The sequence below is a fragment of the Beijerinckiaceae bacterium genome (assembly GCA_004564215.1).
In the GTDB taxonomy this organism is placed as follows: Bacteria; Pseudomonadota; Alphaproteobacteria; order Rhizobiales; family Beijerinckiaceae; genus Methylocapsa.
This window is the reverse complement of the sequence record CP024846.1, coordinates 2,351,506-2,366,663: the sequence shown is the minus strand read 5'-3', so window position 1 is coordinate 2,366,663 and position 15,158 is coordinate 2,351,506. Positions and strand designations below refer to the sequence as shown.

At 56.8% G+C, this 15,158-nt stretch carries 14 protein-coding genes and 1 tRNA gene; 4 read left to right on the top strand and 11 right to left on the bottom strand.

What is annotated here, in order from left to right; genetic code table 11:
- Nucleotides 1–231: 231 nt before the first annotated feature.
- From rpoN to CU048_11100, 9 genes are all read right to left on the bottom strand, one after another.
- Nucleotides 232–1,782 carry an RNA polymerase sigma-54 factor gene (rpoN, locus tag CU048_11140; GenBank protein QBR71737.1) on the bottom strand — a complete coding sequence of 517 codons (1,551 nt, stop codon included), beginning with the start codon at nucleotides 1,780–1,782 and terminating at the stop codon, nucleotides 232–234.
- Between the two features lie 188 nt (nucleotides 1,783–1,970).
- Nucleotides 1,971–2,756 (bottom strand): LPS export ABC transporter ATP-binding protein, encoded by a 786-nt coding sequence (lptB, locus tag CU048_11135; protein QBR72867.1) that lies wholly within the window; start codon nucleotides 2,754–2,756, stop codon nucleotides 1,971–1,973.
- A 253-nt stretch (nucleotides 2,757–3,009) separates the two neighbouring features.
- Complete coding sequence (locus tag CU048_11130; protein ID QBR71736.1) at nucleotides 3,010–3,600, bottom strand: organic solvent tolerance protein OstA; 591 nt, start codon at nucleotides 3,598–3,600, stop codon at nucleotides 3,010–3,012.
- Nucleotides 3,597–4,415 (bottom strand): hypothetical protein, encoded by an 819-nt coding sequence (locus CU048_11125; protein ID QBR71735.1) that lies wholly within the window; start codon nucleotides 4,413–4,415, stop codon nucleotides 3,597–3,599. Before CU048_11125 ends, CU048_11130 begins: the two co-directional genes overlap by 4 nt.
- Before the next feature lie 216 nt (nucleotides 4,416–4,631).
- A complete protein-coding gene (locus CU048_11120; GenBank protein ID QBR72866.1) occupies nucleotides 4,632–5,246 on the bottom strand; it encodes a ribonuclease D in 615 nt (204 codons plus the stop codon).
- Nucleotides 5,247–5,665: 419 nt separating this feature from the next.
- Nucleotides 5,666–6,043: a hypothetical protein gene (locus tag CU048_11115; GenBank protein ID QBR72865.1), complete on the bottom strand. Its 378-nt coding sequence runs from the start codon at nucleotides 6,041–6,043 to the stop codon at nucleotides 5,666–5,668.
- 38 nt (nucleotides 6,044–6,081) lie between these two features.
- The gene (locus CU048_11110) at nucleotides 6,082–7,401 is read right to left on the bottom strand and encodes a hypothetical protein (protein ID QBR71734.1); all 1,320 of its coding nucleotides are present in this window, start codon (nucleotides 7,399–7,401) and stop codon (nucleotides 6,082–6,084) included.
- A gap of 25 nt (nucleotides 7,402–7,426) precedes the next feature.
- Complete coding sequence (locus CU048_11105) at nucleotides 7,427–8,764, bottom strand: hypothetical protein (GenBank protein ID QBR71733.1); 1,338 nt, start codon at nucleotides 8,762–8,764, stop codon at nucleotides 7,427–7,429.
- 27 nt (nucleotides 8,765–8,791) lie between these two features.
- Entirely contained in the window at nucleotides 8,792–10,345 is a 1,554-nt protein-coding gene (locus CU048_11100; protein QBR71732.1) for a hypothetical protein, read from the bottom strand.
- A gap of 298 nt (nucleotides 10,346–10,643) precedes the next feature.
- Between CU048_11100 and CU048_11095 the strand changes: the two genes are divergently transcribed.
- The 4 genes from CU048_11095 (at nucleotide 10,644) to CU048_11080 (ending at nucleotide 14,246) form a co-directional block, all read left to right on the top strand.
- Nucleotides 10,644–11,963, top strand: coding sequence for a class I SAM-dependent methyltransferase (locus CU048_11095; protein QBR71731.1), 1,320 nt, complete (start codon nucleotides 10,644–10,646; stop codon nucleotides 11,961–11,963).
- 9 nt (nucleotides 11,964–11,972) lie between these two features.
- A complete protein-coding gene (locus CU048_11090) occupies nucleotides 11,973–12,932 on the top strand; it encodes a hypothetical protein (protein ID QBR71730.1) in 960 nt (319 codons plus the stop codon).
- Nucleotides 12,933–12,941: 9 nt separating this feature from the next.
- Entirely contained in the window at nucleotides 12,942–14,099 is a 1,158-nt protein-coding gene (locus tag CU048_11085) for a hypothetical protein (protein QBR71729.1), read from the top strand.
- A 71-nt stretch (nucleotides 14,100–14,170) separates the two neighbouring features.
- Nucleotides 14,171–14,246 (top strand) — tRNA-Arg (locus CU048_11080).
- 56 nt (nucleotides 14,247–14,302) lie between these two features.
- Here CU048_11080 and CU048_11075 read toward each other — a convergent pair.
- Nucleotides 14,303–14,593 carry a hypothetical protein gene (locus tag CU048_11075; GenBank protein QBR71728.1) on the bottom strand — a complete coding sequence of 97 codons (291 nt, stop codon included), beginning with the start codon at nucleotides 14,591–14,593 and terminating at the stop codon, nucleotides 14,303–14,305.
- Between the two features lie 210 nt (nucleotides 14,594–14,803).
- Nucleotides 14,804–15,145 carry a hypothetical protein gene (locus tag CU048_11070; GenBank protein ID QBR71727.1) on the bottom strand — a complete coding sequence of 114 codons (342 nt, stop codon included), beginning with the start codon at nucleotides 15,143–15,145 and terminating at the stop codon, nucleotides 14,804–14,806.
- Nucleotides 15,146–15,158 lie beyond the last annotated feature (13 nt).

The window sequence follows — 15,158 nt, the reverse complement described above, 5'->3', positions numbered from 1 at the left end:
CTTCCAGCCGGGTCGCATTCCGGCCGGCGCATTTTTCCGTGCGATGATACAAGGGGTTAAGGGCTCGATCGTGTGTCAACGCTTCGCTGATCCTGCGCGCCAACCGCCCGATTTGCTTAGGTTGGCCGCAGTTCCTTGCAACCTCTAAGGGATCCTGAAAAATTGGCGCTTCGCAAGCCCTTTTAGGGGTGGCCACGGATAAATTTTTGGCCCCTTGGAGTTTCCAGAGGTTCAGCTCATCGCCTTCTCGCGGCGGCGTTCCACCGAACATGGAATCTTCAGGCTTTCGCGATATTTAGCCACGGTCCGCCGGGCGATATCGATATTGACGTCCTTCAATTTGGCGACGATCGCATCGTCGGAAAGTATTTGGCCCGGATTTTCCTGATCGATCATCTGCCGGATCCTGAACCGCACAGATTCGGCCGAATGCGCGTCTCCGCCGTCATGCGCGGCAATCGAGGCGGTGAAAAAATACTTGAGTTCGAATAGGCCGCGCGGCGTCGCCATATATTTATTGGAAGTGACCCGCGACACGGTTGATTCATGGACGCCGATCGCTTCCGCGATTGTTTTGAGATCGAGCGGACGCAAATATTCGACACCATGTACGAGAAATGCATCTTGCTGCCGCACGATTTCGCTCGACACCTTCAAAATTGTGCGCGCCCGCTGTTCGAGACTTTTGGTTAGCCAATTGGCGGTTTGCCGGCACGCGGAGATGAAATTCCGGTCGGCCTCCTTGCCCTTCCCTTTGCCGACCCGCGCCACATAGGACTGATTGACGAGAATACGCGGGAGCACTTCGGTATTCAGTTCGACCTGCCACGAACCGTCAGGCAAGGGCCGGACAATGACATCTGGCAAGGCAGGCTCGATAAGACCGCCGCCGAACGAACGTCCGGGCTTGGGATCGAGACGCCGAATCTCGCCCAGCATATCCAGAATGTCTTCTTCATCGACGCCGCAAATTTTACGCAACGCGGCAAAATCGCGTTTGGCCAAGAGGTTGAGATGGGCCACAAGCGCTTGCATCGCCGGGTCGAAGCGATCGCGCTCCCGCAGCTGTATGGCAAGACATTCAGCGAGATTACGGGCGCCGACTCCCGAGGGGTCGAAGCCCTGGATCAGCGTCAAAACACTTTCCAGCCGCTGCACCGGGATCTCCAAACGAAGAGCGATCTCGTCGAGCGACCCCGTGAAGTAACCGGCATCATCAATCGAGTCGATCAAGACTTGGCCGATCAGCCGATCCGCCGCATCGGCTGTCGTCAGCGCCAATTGCGCTTCCAAATGATCCTTGAGATTGGTCGGCGCAGCGACATACGCCTCGAGATTTGCTGCCTCTCCGTCGCCGCCCCCACCCGATGAACCGGACCAGGACGTTGCAGAAAGACCCAGACCTTCCGGCTCCAAGCTTGTTTGCCCTGGGGTCTGCGGCCGGTCGTCATCAAAGCTGTTCGACAATTCGGTTCCGAGGCTCGCCTCCAAGGCCCCTCGATCGGTCTCGAAAGACTCGGTGCTCCACTCCGCCTCGCTGGCTTCATTGAAATCCCGCGTTTCCGAAAGCTCGGCCTCGCCGTGACCTTCGGCACTGGGGGTCGGGGTCGGGTCCGTGGCATCTTCGGCCCGCTCGAGCAAAGGATTGCGCTCCAGCTCCTCCTCGACAAACGCGACCAATTCCTGGTTGGAAAATTGCAGAAGCTTGATCGCTTGCAGCAACTGCGGCGTCATCACCAGCGACTGGCCCTGCCGCATAACAAGCTTGGTAGAAAGCGCCATATCTCCGAGAACACTCCACGCAGATCGGGGATTGCTGTAACAAGACCGACATTTTAATCGGCCCGTTTCTTGCATCCGAAGCTATGCGTATAGCACAAAAAACCCGCTGTGCACATAACCAGTGGTTTTTTTTTCGCGGTTATCTTTGAAATCGCTGGAAAAACTGGCGGCACTCCGAGTTGTGCCTTTTAGAGCCGAAACCCTTCGCCAAGGTAGAATTGGCGCACATTCGGGTCTTCGACGATCTCGGCGGGAGTCCCCTCGACCAGGACCCGGCCGGCATGAACGATATAGGCGCGGTCGATCAGCCCGAGCGTTTCGCGGACGTTGTGATCGGTGATGAGAACGCCGATCCCCCGGCGTTTGAGATGATGAACGAGATATTGGATATCGCCGACCGCGATGGGATCGATTCCGGCGAAGGGTTCATCGAGGAGCATGAAGGAAGGGCGCCCCGCCAAGGCGCGCGCGATTTCGCAGCGGCGGCGTTCCCCGCCGGACAGCGCGACGGAGGGTGTTTTGCGGAGCCGCTTGATGTCAAACTCTTCGAGCAAGGCTTCAAGTTCGGCGGCGCGGGTCTTCTTGTTGGGCTCAACGATTTCCAGGACGGCGCGAATATTATCCTCGACGCTGAGACCGCGAAAAATGGAGGCCTCCTGGGGAAGATAGCCGATCCCGAGCCGCGCGCGCCGGTACATCGGCAAACGGGTTACGTCATGCCCGTCGAGTTCGATCAGCCCGCGATCTGGCCGGATCAGGCCGCTGATCATGTAGAACAGCGTGGTTTTGCCGGCGCCGTTCGGACCGAGCAGTCCGACGATCTCGCCCCGCCGCACCATCATGCTCACATCTTCGACGACCTTGCGGGCCTTGTAGTATTTGCGCAAATGATGAATGGCGAGAACGCCTTCTCCGCCCACCGGTGACGCGCCATCGGGGTGGACCCCGCCGCGGGTTTCTTGGGAGGTCTCGATGCGCCGGTAGGCAAACGCAGAGGCAACGACTGTGCGCTCCACAACCTCCTGGCTCGCGGCCACCGTCCAATCACCGTCGACGGCCGGGACCGCCGGTCCTGATTCAGGATTCGACCGGATCAAGCCGCGCAGCCAGGAAATGGCCGCAGAAGGAGAAAGGGCAGAATGCAGGCGCAAAGCGAAACAATCCTTGGTCAAGCCTGTTGCCCGTCCGCGTCATACCACACCGCCCCCGGGTGGCGAAATCCGATGATCATTTGGCTGAATCTGCCTTCGTGGCGCTCTCAGCTTGCGACGGCTTCTTGGAATCCTCGTTGGAGCTGCTCGGCAGGAACATGCTCCTGACCCGGCCGGTCACCACAGCCTGTTTTGTGGTCAAATCATAGATCAACTTGTCGCCTTTTGTCACATTTGGACCTTGGGTTAACGTGACATTGCCGATTAAATAGACCTTATTTTCCGATTTTTCATAGATTCCGTTGTCCCCCGTGCCGATTTGATCCTTTGAAGTCAGCGTGACAGGGCCCGCCGCTTCCATCCGCCGGACTTGGCTCGATGAAGAGGGAACTCCCGTTGCCGCCGAATCTTTCGGGGTCAGAAAAATAACCAGCGTAGTTGACTTGAGCTTGCTCTCGCCCTGTGTCGCAATGACGCCGCCGGTGTAGACAAGTTTTTGTTCCTTGTCGAAATAATCCAGTTTTGCGGCATCGATATTGATCGGCTCTTTCGAATTGCCGCCGGGCAGGATGGCTCCGGAACTCGATTTTTCTGCCAGTACCGGAAAAACCGCGAAACCCGAAACAAGAAGGGCAAGAACGATCGGACGCCAGTGTCCGGCGATCATTTCCCGTTCTCCAGGAGCGCGGCACCCACAACGGGTTCATTCGCGTCGGGCTGTAACGTTGATGCGACCTGGCCATCGAACGAGACCTTGTGGCCATTGTCGCTGACATTCATTTGGTTTGCCGAGATCGTCCCGCCGTTGATGATGACCTTCACCGGCTCATCCGAATTCAAACCGCCGGTTTTGAAATCGATTTGGGCGGTTTTCATCCGGACGTCGTAGCCGCCGCTGTTCTTGATTTGAACATTGCCTTCCAGCGTCATTTGATCATGCAAACTATCGTAGACGCCGTGCGCGGCACTCACCCAAGTTGTCGCGTCATTCGCTGTCCCGATGGTCGAATCGATCCCAAGGAGCTCGATCACATTCGGTGTCGCAATATCCTGGATGCCGGTTTGCGCTTTGACCTCATAGGGCCGGCCATCTTTTTGGAGCCCTGAAATCTTGGGGGAGCCCAGTGTGATCTTCGTCCCCTCAATGCCGACCCGGCCGATCGAGATGTCCCCTGGCAAGTGCTTGAAAGGATGATAGAGGGCCACCCCGGAGATCAAGGCGGTGGCGAGAATCGAAAAGGCGATCGCGCCCCGTCGAAGCCACCGGACCCGAGCGGTATGCCGATTCGCCGCCTTAAAGCCCCCGCGCCAGGGAGCTGGTGACATGTTGAAACTGGTCGCGTCGGAATTCCGCCGCGCCTGCGGTCCGGAACGCGTCTCGAAGTCGCCTGTGCCGGCAGCGCTTTGGCTGCTTAGGGGCAGGCGCACGCGGCTTTTTAGCGTTGGGACGGCTTCGGTTTCGAAAGCTTCATATTGGGACAAGTCGACTGAGCTCCGGGCTTTGCGGGGTTTTCACCCCTCATCCGTGGTCGGACGAGCTAAAATCCTGCAAATTTCTTAATAATCTGACGGACTGGCCACAATCTGGATTAGGCTAGGCTCCGGCAAACCTACCGCGGCGGAGGCGCGCCTCCGCCCTCCCCTTTCAAACAGCAAGGAAGCAAGGCGAAGTCATGGCGGGGGTCCTGGGGCGCCAGCCTATTGGTGAGAGAAAATATCCGTGTCGGCCCAGCCCATAAGATCAAGGCGCGCCCGAGCCGGCACGAAACCGAAGCAGTTTTCAGCAATTTCGAAACGATTCTCGCGCTTGAGCATGATGTTCAGCCGATCGCGCAAGGCATGCAGATAGAGGACGTCGGACGCCGCATACGCAAGCTGTGCTTCGGAAAGCGTCTCAACACCCCAATCCGAGGATTGCTGTTGCTTCGACAGTTCAATCCCGAGCAGTTCGCGGGCCAAATCCTTTAGCCCATGCCGATCGGTGTAGGTCCGGGCAAGCTTCGAGGCAATCTTGGTGCAATAAATCGGTTCTGCCATGACGCCGAAGGTCTTAAACAAAATCGCGACATCGAACCTGGCAAAATGAAACAGCTTGGTAATGCCGGGGTCGGCCAAAAGCCGTTCGATGTTTTTCGCCCGTGTCTGCCCGGCCGCAATCTGGACGATATCCGCTGACCCGTCGCCGCGCGACAATTGCACGACACAGAGCCGGTCGCGTTGTGGGACAAGACCCAGGGTTTCCGTGTCGATCGCGACGCAATTGCCGAAATCGGCATTGTCAGGCAGATCGCCCTTATGAACGCGGATGGTCATCGCGCCGAACCCATGCGGGTCGCCACAGCGTTCGGGCAGTCGGGAGAACGAAAGTCGAGCCAAGCCATGCGGCGCGCCTATCATTCCCTGGGAAACTAAGCAAGCATTCCCCTCCGCGCTGGACAGGTCGTCAACAGTGCAGACCGGGCCGGGGGGCTCTCACCGTCCCGCTTGGGAACATCCTGAAGCGCCGGGGATTAGGCGCGCAGGATGGTTGGAGTCTGGACGATGCAGAAGAAATTCGGAATTGCCGTAGTGACGGCCTTGCTCCCCTCGCCCCCTGCCTCTCCCATGGCCCGAGGGGTGCGCGAAGGCGATGTCGGGGCGCCCATCAGCGAACCGAAACGCGGCGGGACCCGGGGTCGCCAGTTTCGCGGAGCGCGGTTAAGGCGCGCACGTTCACGATGTGATCATACCCTTCAATAGGCTTCGTAGCTCTTTTCTTCGACTATCTTGGCTTCGAAAAGATCATTGATCTTCCTTTTGATCTTAGCCCGCCGATCGTTGGTGCGATAGACGGATCGAGCAATCGCCACGAATGTTTCCCCGAACGCACCGGCCCGCTCTTGCGCGCGAATCTCATCCTCGATCCGCCAAAGCTCGGCGTTGACGGCCTTAAGCTCGGCAGTAAGTCTCATCAGCTCCGCGGTTTCCGCAATTTCTTTGCGAAAAGTGGCAAGTGAAAGTTCATACTCGTGGCGAATATTGACCAGCTTTGCTTGGTCTCGAATATTCTCGAGCTTAATCTCCAGGATGGTGATCCGATCGATCAATTCACCCGGCCCGATCTCGATCATGATGGGAATTTTCGTAATCTCCGAAAAAACAATTTGGCTCAATTAAAGGTGCGCTCGATCCATCCCGTATATTCGGCCGAATATTGGGGCAGCGTGGAGGCCCCCGTCAATTTGTCGTGTTCGGCCAGATAATGGGCGGCAACATCGTACATGGCGTGGTTGACGTGAGCGATGTAAGCCGCTTTCAACAGTTTTTCCGCGCCCTGCTTCGCCAACGCGGGCGGCGATTTGAAATAGATCGCTTCCGCCCATAACAACCGCGAACCGCTTGTGGCAAAGCCGGGGAGCGCCCAGTAGCGATTATAGCCAGCGTTCACGAGATCGATCAGATCGAAGCCGGCCGATCGCAGAAACGTATCGATTTCGGCAAAGAGCGGCTGATTCCGGTAAACCGGAGCGAACTCGACTTCGCAGTGGATGGCAATAATTTTATCCAGCAGGCGCGTGGCTCCTTTCAGCACATCCAGTTCGCCACCTTGAACGTCGATTTTCAGATAATCGCAATCGCCGATTTCCCGCACATCATCAAGACGGATGGTCTGGACTTCCTGCGTTGAAACGGTCTCGTACATGTCTGGCAAGCTCATGAATTGCGAGACAAGCTCCATGTTCGGCTTGAAAAGAGACGATGCGGGGTCGAACCGGGTGACGTGAAAGACGGCCGGGCCACCCGCTCCCACAAAATGGTTCAGCATGGCAACGTTCGGATCCCGGCGACGAGGAACGGAGCCCGTATCCGGCAGAGGTTCAAAACCGACGACGGATGTTGCCCCCGCGCGCTGCAGCGGCGTGTACATGTGTTCTTCCGAGACGAGGTCCTGCGCCCCCACGTCGACGATTGCGATTTTCGAAGTCTCTGTTGGCTCGAAAACCGCCTTCGGAAACGCTGGCGTATCCTGAGCAAGCACGGCTTGTCCCGCAGCAACTAGGCCATTCTCCCGCAGCCGTTCGCGAACCAGTTGATCCCGCAGGCCACGGACCTCCGACTGAATCTGCTCCCTACGATCGTGCTCGAACAGGAGCCGCCTGACCTTATATGGCAGCATATGGCGCAGAATCCGGAACCAATCGCTGCCGGGACGCGAAGTCAGCGGATTTGGCAGCTCACTCTCGATCCCAGCCATGGATTCGCCTCGCTCCCCGGGAGGATTTGCAGCTTGCTGCGCTTGCGTCCGGAGCTCGGCCTCCAGATTGGCCACTCGCAGGGCGAGAGACGCATACAACCCCGAAAGCTTTTCCGTTTCGACGTTACAAGCCGCCAGCGCGACATCGACGGCCGAGGGCTCGTCGCTGTTGTCCTTCTGAAAAAGCGCCTTGAGTTTGTCGAAGAAACTGAGAGGCTGACGATGCGATGTCATGAGCGGGCGCCGAGTATCTGAATCATCAATCTATTTCGCTGGCCCAAGCCGGTGAGTAAGGCTCGCCCATTTCACCGAGGGGAAGCGTCACCCCGGTTTTAACATCGACGACCGGACAATTCTGGATGAGCTCGAACCGCGCCCGGCCTCCGACAAAGGACAGCGCCTGGTTCTCGTCCCGGCTATCGCGATGGCGTGAACAAAATGCGCGCAGGTCCTTGAGTTGCGACAGAACAGGACCCGCGAGGTCTCTCCGGACAAAGAACGCGTTGATGCCGTTCGAATTCGTTCCAACGAAGACATAGCCCTTTTGTTCGGCAAGATGTTTCAGCGCGGCGATGGAGGCTCCGAAATAGAGGCCGCTGTGGTGACCTTTAAATCTGTGAAACTGCGGATCGTAGGGCACCGTCACGGCATGCTGGTCGCCGAGAATGGGATTGTACTCGCAAATGACGATCGCGGGATCGACCACATGGATCGCCTCCCAGACCCAATAATCATTGCCGTCAATATCGATCGAGAGGATACCGAGCGGGCCGCCGAAGCCTGCCTCCTCGATCAGTTCGTTAATATTTTCAACCGTGATGAAAGCTGCTTTGGCCGTCAGATCATACATCCAAAACATGCGATCGTCGCGCAACCCGCTCATATATTCTTCGTTGCCATCGAAAACGAGGCCCTTCCAATTGCGGTTTTGCATCAGGAATCGGCAGTTCGACTCGATAAAATTTCCGACGCCGAATTCGACGAAACGATGGTTTGGAACGGCGACGTGCGAGACCAGCCATTCGACGATGCCATCCTCGCCCCATTGCGAGAACACCCGAAATTCGGTGTCGGCCAGATTGCCGAGCGTCGCGGTTTTCGAAATCGTGTGGGTAGCGAGCTGTCCCTGCAAGAGAAGCGCGCGTTCCATGAAACCCGATTGGAGCCAAGCGGCCTTGGCCACTATGTCGCCCTGAGCGCAAATCCGCTGAATGCCAGCGCGCATTTCATTCAGCACATCACGGTCCGCCTGATGCAGCCGAAGCCAGGTGAGCAGTTCTTCCAACGCCTGAGGCTCGACCAGGGGCCGTTGAGGCCCGGACCGAATTTCTTCTATTGCCTCCTGCCTGGTCAGAAGCCCTTGGAGCCCGGAGCGTATTTCTTCCATCGCTGAAGGGTCGACCATGGCCCCCCGGAGGGCGGACCAAATTTCTTCCAACGCATCATGCTCCGCTAAAAGCCGCCGAACTTTGTGAGGGAAAAGATGCCGCAAAATGCGAGTCCAGCCAATCTTGCGTCCATCGTTTGCGGCGCGGTGTTCGGAGGGAGTCTTTTCGACACTCCCATTCCGAACCTCTGCTTCTTCTTGCTTTTGCATCGACTCTCTATCCTTGGGCATTCCGCTTCATGTTGTCTCTTTCGCGAGCGCGGAGGCCGTTTCAAGAGCGCAAAAGAAGTCTTGATATTCCGCCATGATCTGTCGCGCTTGATGCACCTCGATGAGATTCATGGTTTTCTGTTCGGCATGGACGCGACTGCATCCGAGAAACACGGGCACATGGTAAATGCTGGCTCCAGCCAAAGCCATGCGCAGCCACAAGTCATAATCCATAAGATAGTAGAGATGCCGCTTGATATGCCCGCCGGAGGCATTCCAGATCCTCCGTGAAAAGAAGACTTCCGGCTGAAAGAAGTAATTCGCCTTGAGCCATGAGCGCGTGTAATTTAAAACGTCCTCGGCATCGAATGGCATTTTGCGGCCAATGACGAGAGCCGTGTGATGCCGATAAAGTTCATCTGATCGGGTCTCTCCGAAACGGACACAGCCACCAACAATCAAATCCGCCCCCGTGGAAGCATAGGCGTCCGCAATATGGCGCAGGGCATCCGGTTCGAGCAAGTCATCGCTGCACAGCCAGTTCAACACCTCGCCCTTGGCCAGCGCAAAGCCCTTGTTGAGGGCATCGGATTGTCCTTTGTCGGGCCCGATGACCACATGGGCAAAATGAGCTCGATACCGCTCAATAATTGCCACTGAACCATCGGTGGACCCGCCATCGACGATAATCAAATCAAGATTAGGGTAGGCCTGATCGATCACCGAACGGATGGTGGCTTCAAGAAAAGCCGCTTGGTTGAAGCTGACGATCACGATCGAGATGCAAGGCCACTTCTTGCCGTCTGCAACAGCATCCTCTCCCGGCAAGCCTCCCGGATGGACCGACACAAGCTCGTGCCACCACAGCCGCTGGCCGCTTGCGAAAACAACCGGCGGCTTGTTGGCGGCAGCGCGCAAGGCATCAATCTCCAAGGTGAAATCTTCCTCGCCAAGGAAAACGATTGCGCCCGCCGTCTCAAGACTCGCCGGATCCGCCAAAATCCAATCGATCAGCGAACCTTTTTCAGGGCGCATCAGATAGCCAGGCGAAATCATCGCCCCCGCGCCGCTCCCTCCCGATAGAACCACCGCGTCTCTTCCGAGCCGGCGGAGATTTTCGGCCAGGGCGCAGGGATAGAGTCCTTGACCGACAATCATGATCGACCCGAAACGAGCTTGCTCCAAAACCTTTTGAGCGAGCTTGGAGAGGCGTATCCGGGCAAGAAATATCAATAATTTTCGGGGAAAGAGGCGTTGCCAGCCACGCGCGCTGTCTTTGTCTTTCCCAGCAATCCGCCCCGTCAACGAACAGTTTTTCTGGGCGCCCGGTGCGGGGACAGCGTCGGCACACTGCAACAGCTCCGCGGTGAAACAAACGGCTTGGCGTGTCTTTGGAATAGCTTTCGGGAAAGGGATATTACGCGCTGCAATTTCGACGTCGATCAGCCCGATTTCCTCGGCACAGATCGTCTTGGCCCGCCGCAAAAAATCGAGCGGAATGCGAACCTCCGCGGCGTCGCAGTTCTCGATCGATCGAATTTTAAATTGTTGAAGAAATGCTTCATTGCGGTGCAAAATCAAAGCCTTTGTAAGCTATGGAATGTCCGCGGCGAACTGTCACATTCGCCTGGTTGCTGTAAATCACGCTTCCACACATCGGCACATTTAGTAAGGACCGACAAACCGAAATTTAGGGTTGGTTTACGCTCCTTGCTCAGCTTGTGCTAGGTGTGTAAACAAGATATTTGACTGGCGTTCGGCATTTTATCGTCACGCTTGACGAAAATGTCTAGTCAATTGAGCAAAAGTTTGCCGTATCCCCTCGGCGATGCCGAAAAGCAGTTTATGGCAGTATAATTCCTTATCGAGGTAAGTCTCAATGCATCCACGCTACCGTCAGACTTGCCGCATTTGCGGGTCTTCCGCCTTGACCCCCGTGATTGATCTTGGCGCGCAATATTTGCAGGGCTCGTTTGTAAAGCCGGACGTCATCATGCCGCCGATGCGCAAATTGCCGACCGAATTGGTCAGATGCGATGTTGCCCGCGACGAGAATGGCTGCGGCTTGCTTCAGCTTGCCCATACTTTTCCGCCGGAAATCCTTTATGCGAACTATTGGTATAGGTCCGGCACCAATGCGACCATGCGCGACCATCTCCGCGGCATCGTCGAGAATACCATGAAACTTCTGCCGACCACCTCGCCAACGGCTTTGGATATCGGATGCAATGACGGCACTCTGCTGTCGTTTTATCCGCCGGGGTCGACGCTCTATGGCGTGGATCCCTCTGACATTGCGTTGGAGATCGGCAACAAGGCGACGGTGATCAATACGGTTTTCCCCTCCGAGCGCGCCTTGGCGGTTCTCCCGGCGGGAAAGCTCGATGTCGTGACCTCGATCGCCATGTTCTATGATTTGGAGTCGCCCGTCGATTTCGCGGCCAATGTCGCCCGGCTGCTGAACAAGAACGGCATCTGGATCTTTGAAATTTCCTATCTGCCGCTGATGCTGTTGCAGAATTCATTCGACACGATTTGTCACGAGCACCTCGAATATTATAGCCTCGCGGTGCTGGAATCGATCGCAATGCGCGCCGATATGCGTATCTTCAAGGTCGAAATCAATGACATCAACGGCGGCAGCATACGCTGCTACGCCTGTCACGCCTCAAACAATGAATATGGCAGCCCGGCCGACCGCGCCTTGATGCATCGCCTGCGCATTCGCGAGTTTGAAATGGAGCTGGACACCGACCGGCCCTATAAGGAGTTTCAGACCCGCATCGATCGCCTGAAGGAAGAATTGAATAGCCTGCTTTTCAAGATACGCGCGCGCGGCGAACGGATTCACATCTATGGCGCATCGACCAAGGGCAATGTGTTGCTGCAATGGTATGCCATCAACCGCGTTTTGGTCGATTGCGCCGCAGACCGGAACCCGCAAAAAGTCGGATCGAAAACGCTTGGCACCGACATTCCGATCATTTCCGAGGAAGACTCCCGCAAGGCCAAGCCGGATTATTATCTCGTTCTCCCCTGGCACTTCAAAAGGGAGTTCCTTGAGCGTGAACGCGAGACGATTTTCGCGGGGACCAAGATGATCTTTCCACTCCCCGAAATCAAAGTGGTCTCGAAGGACAATTACGATTCCAGTCTGGCGGCGACCCATCAAAATATAGCCGATCAGCTGTTCGCTTAGGTTCGGCCGATGCCGCGATCGCTGGTGATTGGCGTCAACGGGCAGGATGGAAGCTACCTTGCGGAAGCGCTTCTGAAACGCGGCCATGAGGTGATTGGCTGCGGACGCGGAGACGCCAGCCGCTATGTCAAGCCAACGGCGGCCTTTACCTATGAAAAGCTCGACCTTCGCGATCTCGAGTCCCTGTCTGCATTGCTGAACCGCTGGGAGCCGGATACGGCTTTTCACTTTGCCGCCGTCCATGGCGCCGCCGGCTTCGAATATGAAGCCCTCTGGCGCGATATGATGACCGTAAACGTCTTGTCGCTCCATGTTCTTCTTGAGCATGCACGACTCAAAGCTCCGGTGATGCGCGTCCTTTATGCCGGATCCATGAAAATCTATCCGCCGCCTCTGATCGGCAGGATCGATGAAACGACACCGGCGCGGGCGACCTGCCTCTACGGCATCGGCAAGATGGCAAGCCGCGATCTTATCTTCCAGTATCGCGCGAAGCATTCTGTTGCGGCAACCAATCTGGTGCTGTTCAATCACGAGTCGATACGCCGCTCGCCGGCCTTTTTTTTGCCGACGGTGGCGAAAACAATTCATTCGGCAAAATCCGATCCATCCTTTCGCTCAAGCTTGAAGACACTTGATTTTTGGATTGACTGGAGTGCCGCCGAGGAAGTTATGGATATCGTGGTCGACGTCGCCGAGCGCTGCAATCTCGCGGAGGTCATCCTTGCCTCCGGCAAGACCTGGTACGGCAGAAGCGCCATCGAGGAATTGTTCGCCCGACACGATCTCGATTTTCGCGCGCATATCGTTGAAATGCTCCCGCGGTCGGATCCTGGGCCCGAGTTCCACGTCGATATCGGATGTCTTATCAAGGCTACGGGGCGGCGGCCCAAACAGCAGCTGGGCGAAATGGTCGATCAAATGATTGAGGCGATCGCCGGCCACACGCTGGCCGCCGGCCGGCATTAGGGAGCGATCGTGGAGCGGATCCTGCTCGGCCAATTGGGAGCCAACGGCGACTGCCTCTATGCGACCATTCTTGCGCGGCAATTGCGGAAGGACCACCCGGGCGCCTGCATCGTCTGGGCGATCTCCAGCCAATGTGCCGGGCTGCTTGCTAATAATCCCTATGTCGACGAGGTTTGGACGATCCCCATCCTGGGCTGGGATCACCACGAGACGATGTGGCGCGTGTTCGAGCGGGAAGCCTTGGCTCGCTACGTCAGGCGCGAATTCGATCACATGCTCTTGTCACAGATTTGGCCGAACAACTTCCGCAATTTCGATGGCACGGTAAGGCCAAGCATTTTGCGCAGCTATGGCCGGCCGATCACCGTCCCGATCGAGAACGTCATCGATCTGACGCAGGAAGAAATCGGGCGGGTCGAAACCTTTGTCCGAAAGCACCGTTTGAAGGAGTCCGGCCCCAATATTCTGTTCGAATGTTCTTCGAAGAGTGGCCAATCCTTCGTGACGCCGGATCTCGCCGTCGAAGTCGCCCGCCATCTTTACGAGATACTTCCCCAAGCGCGGGTCCTCTTTTCGACCCATCTGCCGATGGAGATCGAGGACAAGCATTCCGTTTTCGCAGGGCCGGTCTCCTTGCGTGAGGTGGCGCACCTCACCCATTATTGCCACCTCTTCGTGGGCGCGGGAAGCGGCGGAAGCGTCGTGGCCTCTTCTACCGCCGCGAAGCCCTTGCCGATGGTCCAGCTTTTGTCGGCCTCAACTTCGGTCTTCGCCTCCTTCGCGCATGACTTCGACTATTTCAAAATCAAGGATCGCCAGATTCTGGAATTGACCGTTGAGGATCCGGGCCGAATCGCCGCCTGCATCGCGGCCGCGTGCACCGATGGGATCTCGGCCGCCATCGACGCCTATGACTCACGCATTCCGGTGCGCTTCGAGCATTATTTCAGCCTGATCACGCAAATGCTTCTGGACAGGCATCGCTACCTCGATGCCGGACGATCGCTGATGGTCACGGCGGCGCGCTATGGCTGGCGGCCGGAACTCGTCGAATTTGGACGCAATCACATCGTCGACCGCATGCCTCTCGATCCGAGCTGGTTGTTTTCCTACAACCGGCGGATCCGGGACGAACTTCAAACCCATCTTTACAAACGCCGACGGTGAGGGCCGCACCAAAAAGATGTGGGCATGAATTCCATTTTTGATTTATAGGGAAAAATTCGCGGACTTTGTTCCGGCGCGTAGATCAATGGATAGATCAGCCGACTTCGACTCGGCAGGTTGCAGGTTCGAGTCCTGCCGCGCCGGCCAACAACCGCCCCGCGACGCGGCGACAGTTTCCGGCGTTTGCATTCCTTTTTGATTATTTATTTGCCAAACAATTCTTCGGCCGCGGTCCCCAGCCCAACGTTCGGATTGGCGGCGCAATAGCCCCCGAGCTTTTCGGCTTTTTCCTTCATTGTGTCGAAGTTGATGATCGGGGACGCATCTTCGTCCATATAATATCCGTCCAGCCAAGCCATCGTGTATTTGATGTTTTCAGAGCCGCTATCGATCCACTCCTTGCATTTCACTGTGTTCAAATCCAGAATTTCGCCCGACACCGCTGGCGCCGTCCATAGGACGCAGGTGACGAAAATAAGCGGAAGTATCTTCATTCAACTCTCCCTTTGGGCAACCTCACAACTTTATGGCCGACCCAGAAAATTGCGGTGTCGGATGCATTGCATAGGCGTTGTTGGATTTCACCAGTCAATAGCGCGGTGCGCCGGTCGGCAATTAGAAATTCGGCGAAACATCGCCCGATCCTTATTGAAGACCTCTGGGGCAATGCCGCCTAAACTTGTGGCATCGCCCTGCAATGCGGCCTAACGCGGGAACGCAGGGACGTAGCCATAGGGTGTCTCTGGCGGCACATAAGGGCCGTAGGGATCGTAAGAACCATAGGCATAAGGCTCGACCTCGCCATACATTGGGGCGCGCCAAGGATAGGGATAATATTCCGGCGGGCCGATCATCGGAGAGGCGATGAAATAGGCCCTGGACGGCCTGACCACCGGCCCATAATCCGCGGCTTGCACGACCGATCCGGCCATTGTCAGCATTGCGAGAAGGCCCCCAAGGGACGCCGCGGACGCCATCTTGATACGGAACATGCTGCTTCCTTCCTTATGCTGCCGTCTCGCTCGCGCGGGCAGCGCGATTTCCAAACTCCAAGGCCCC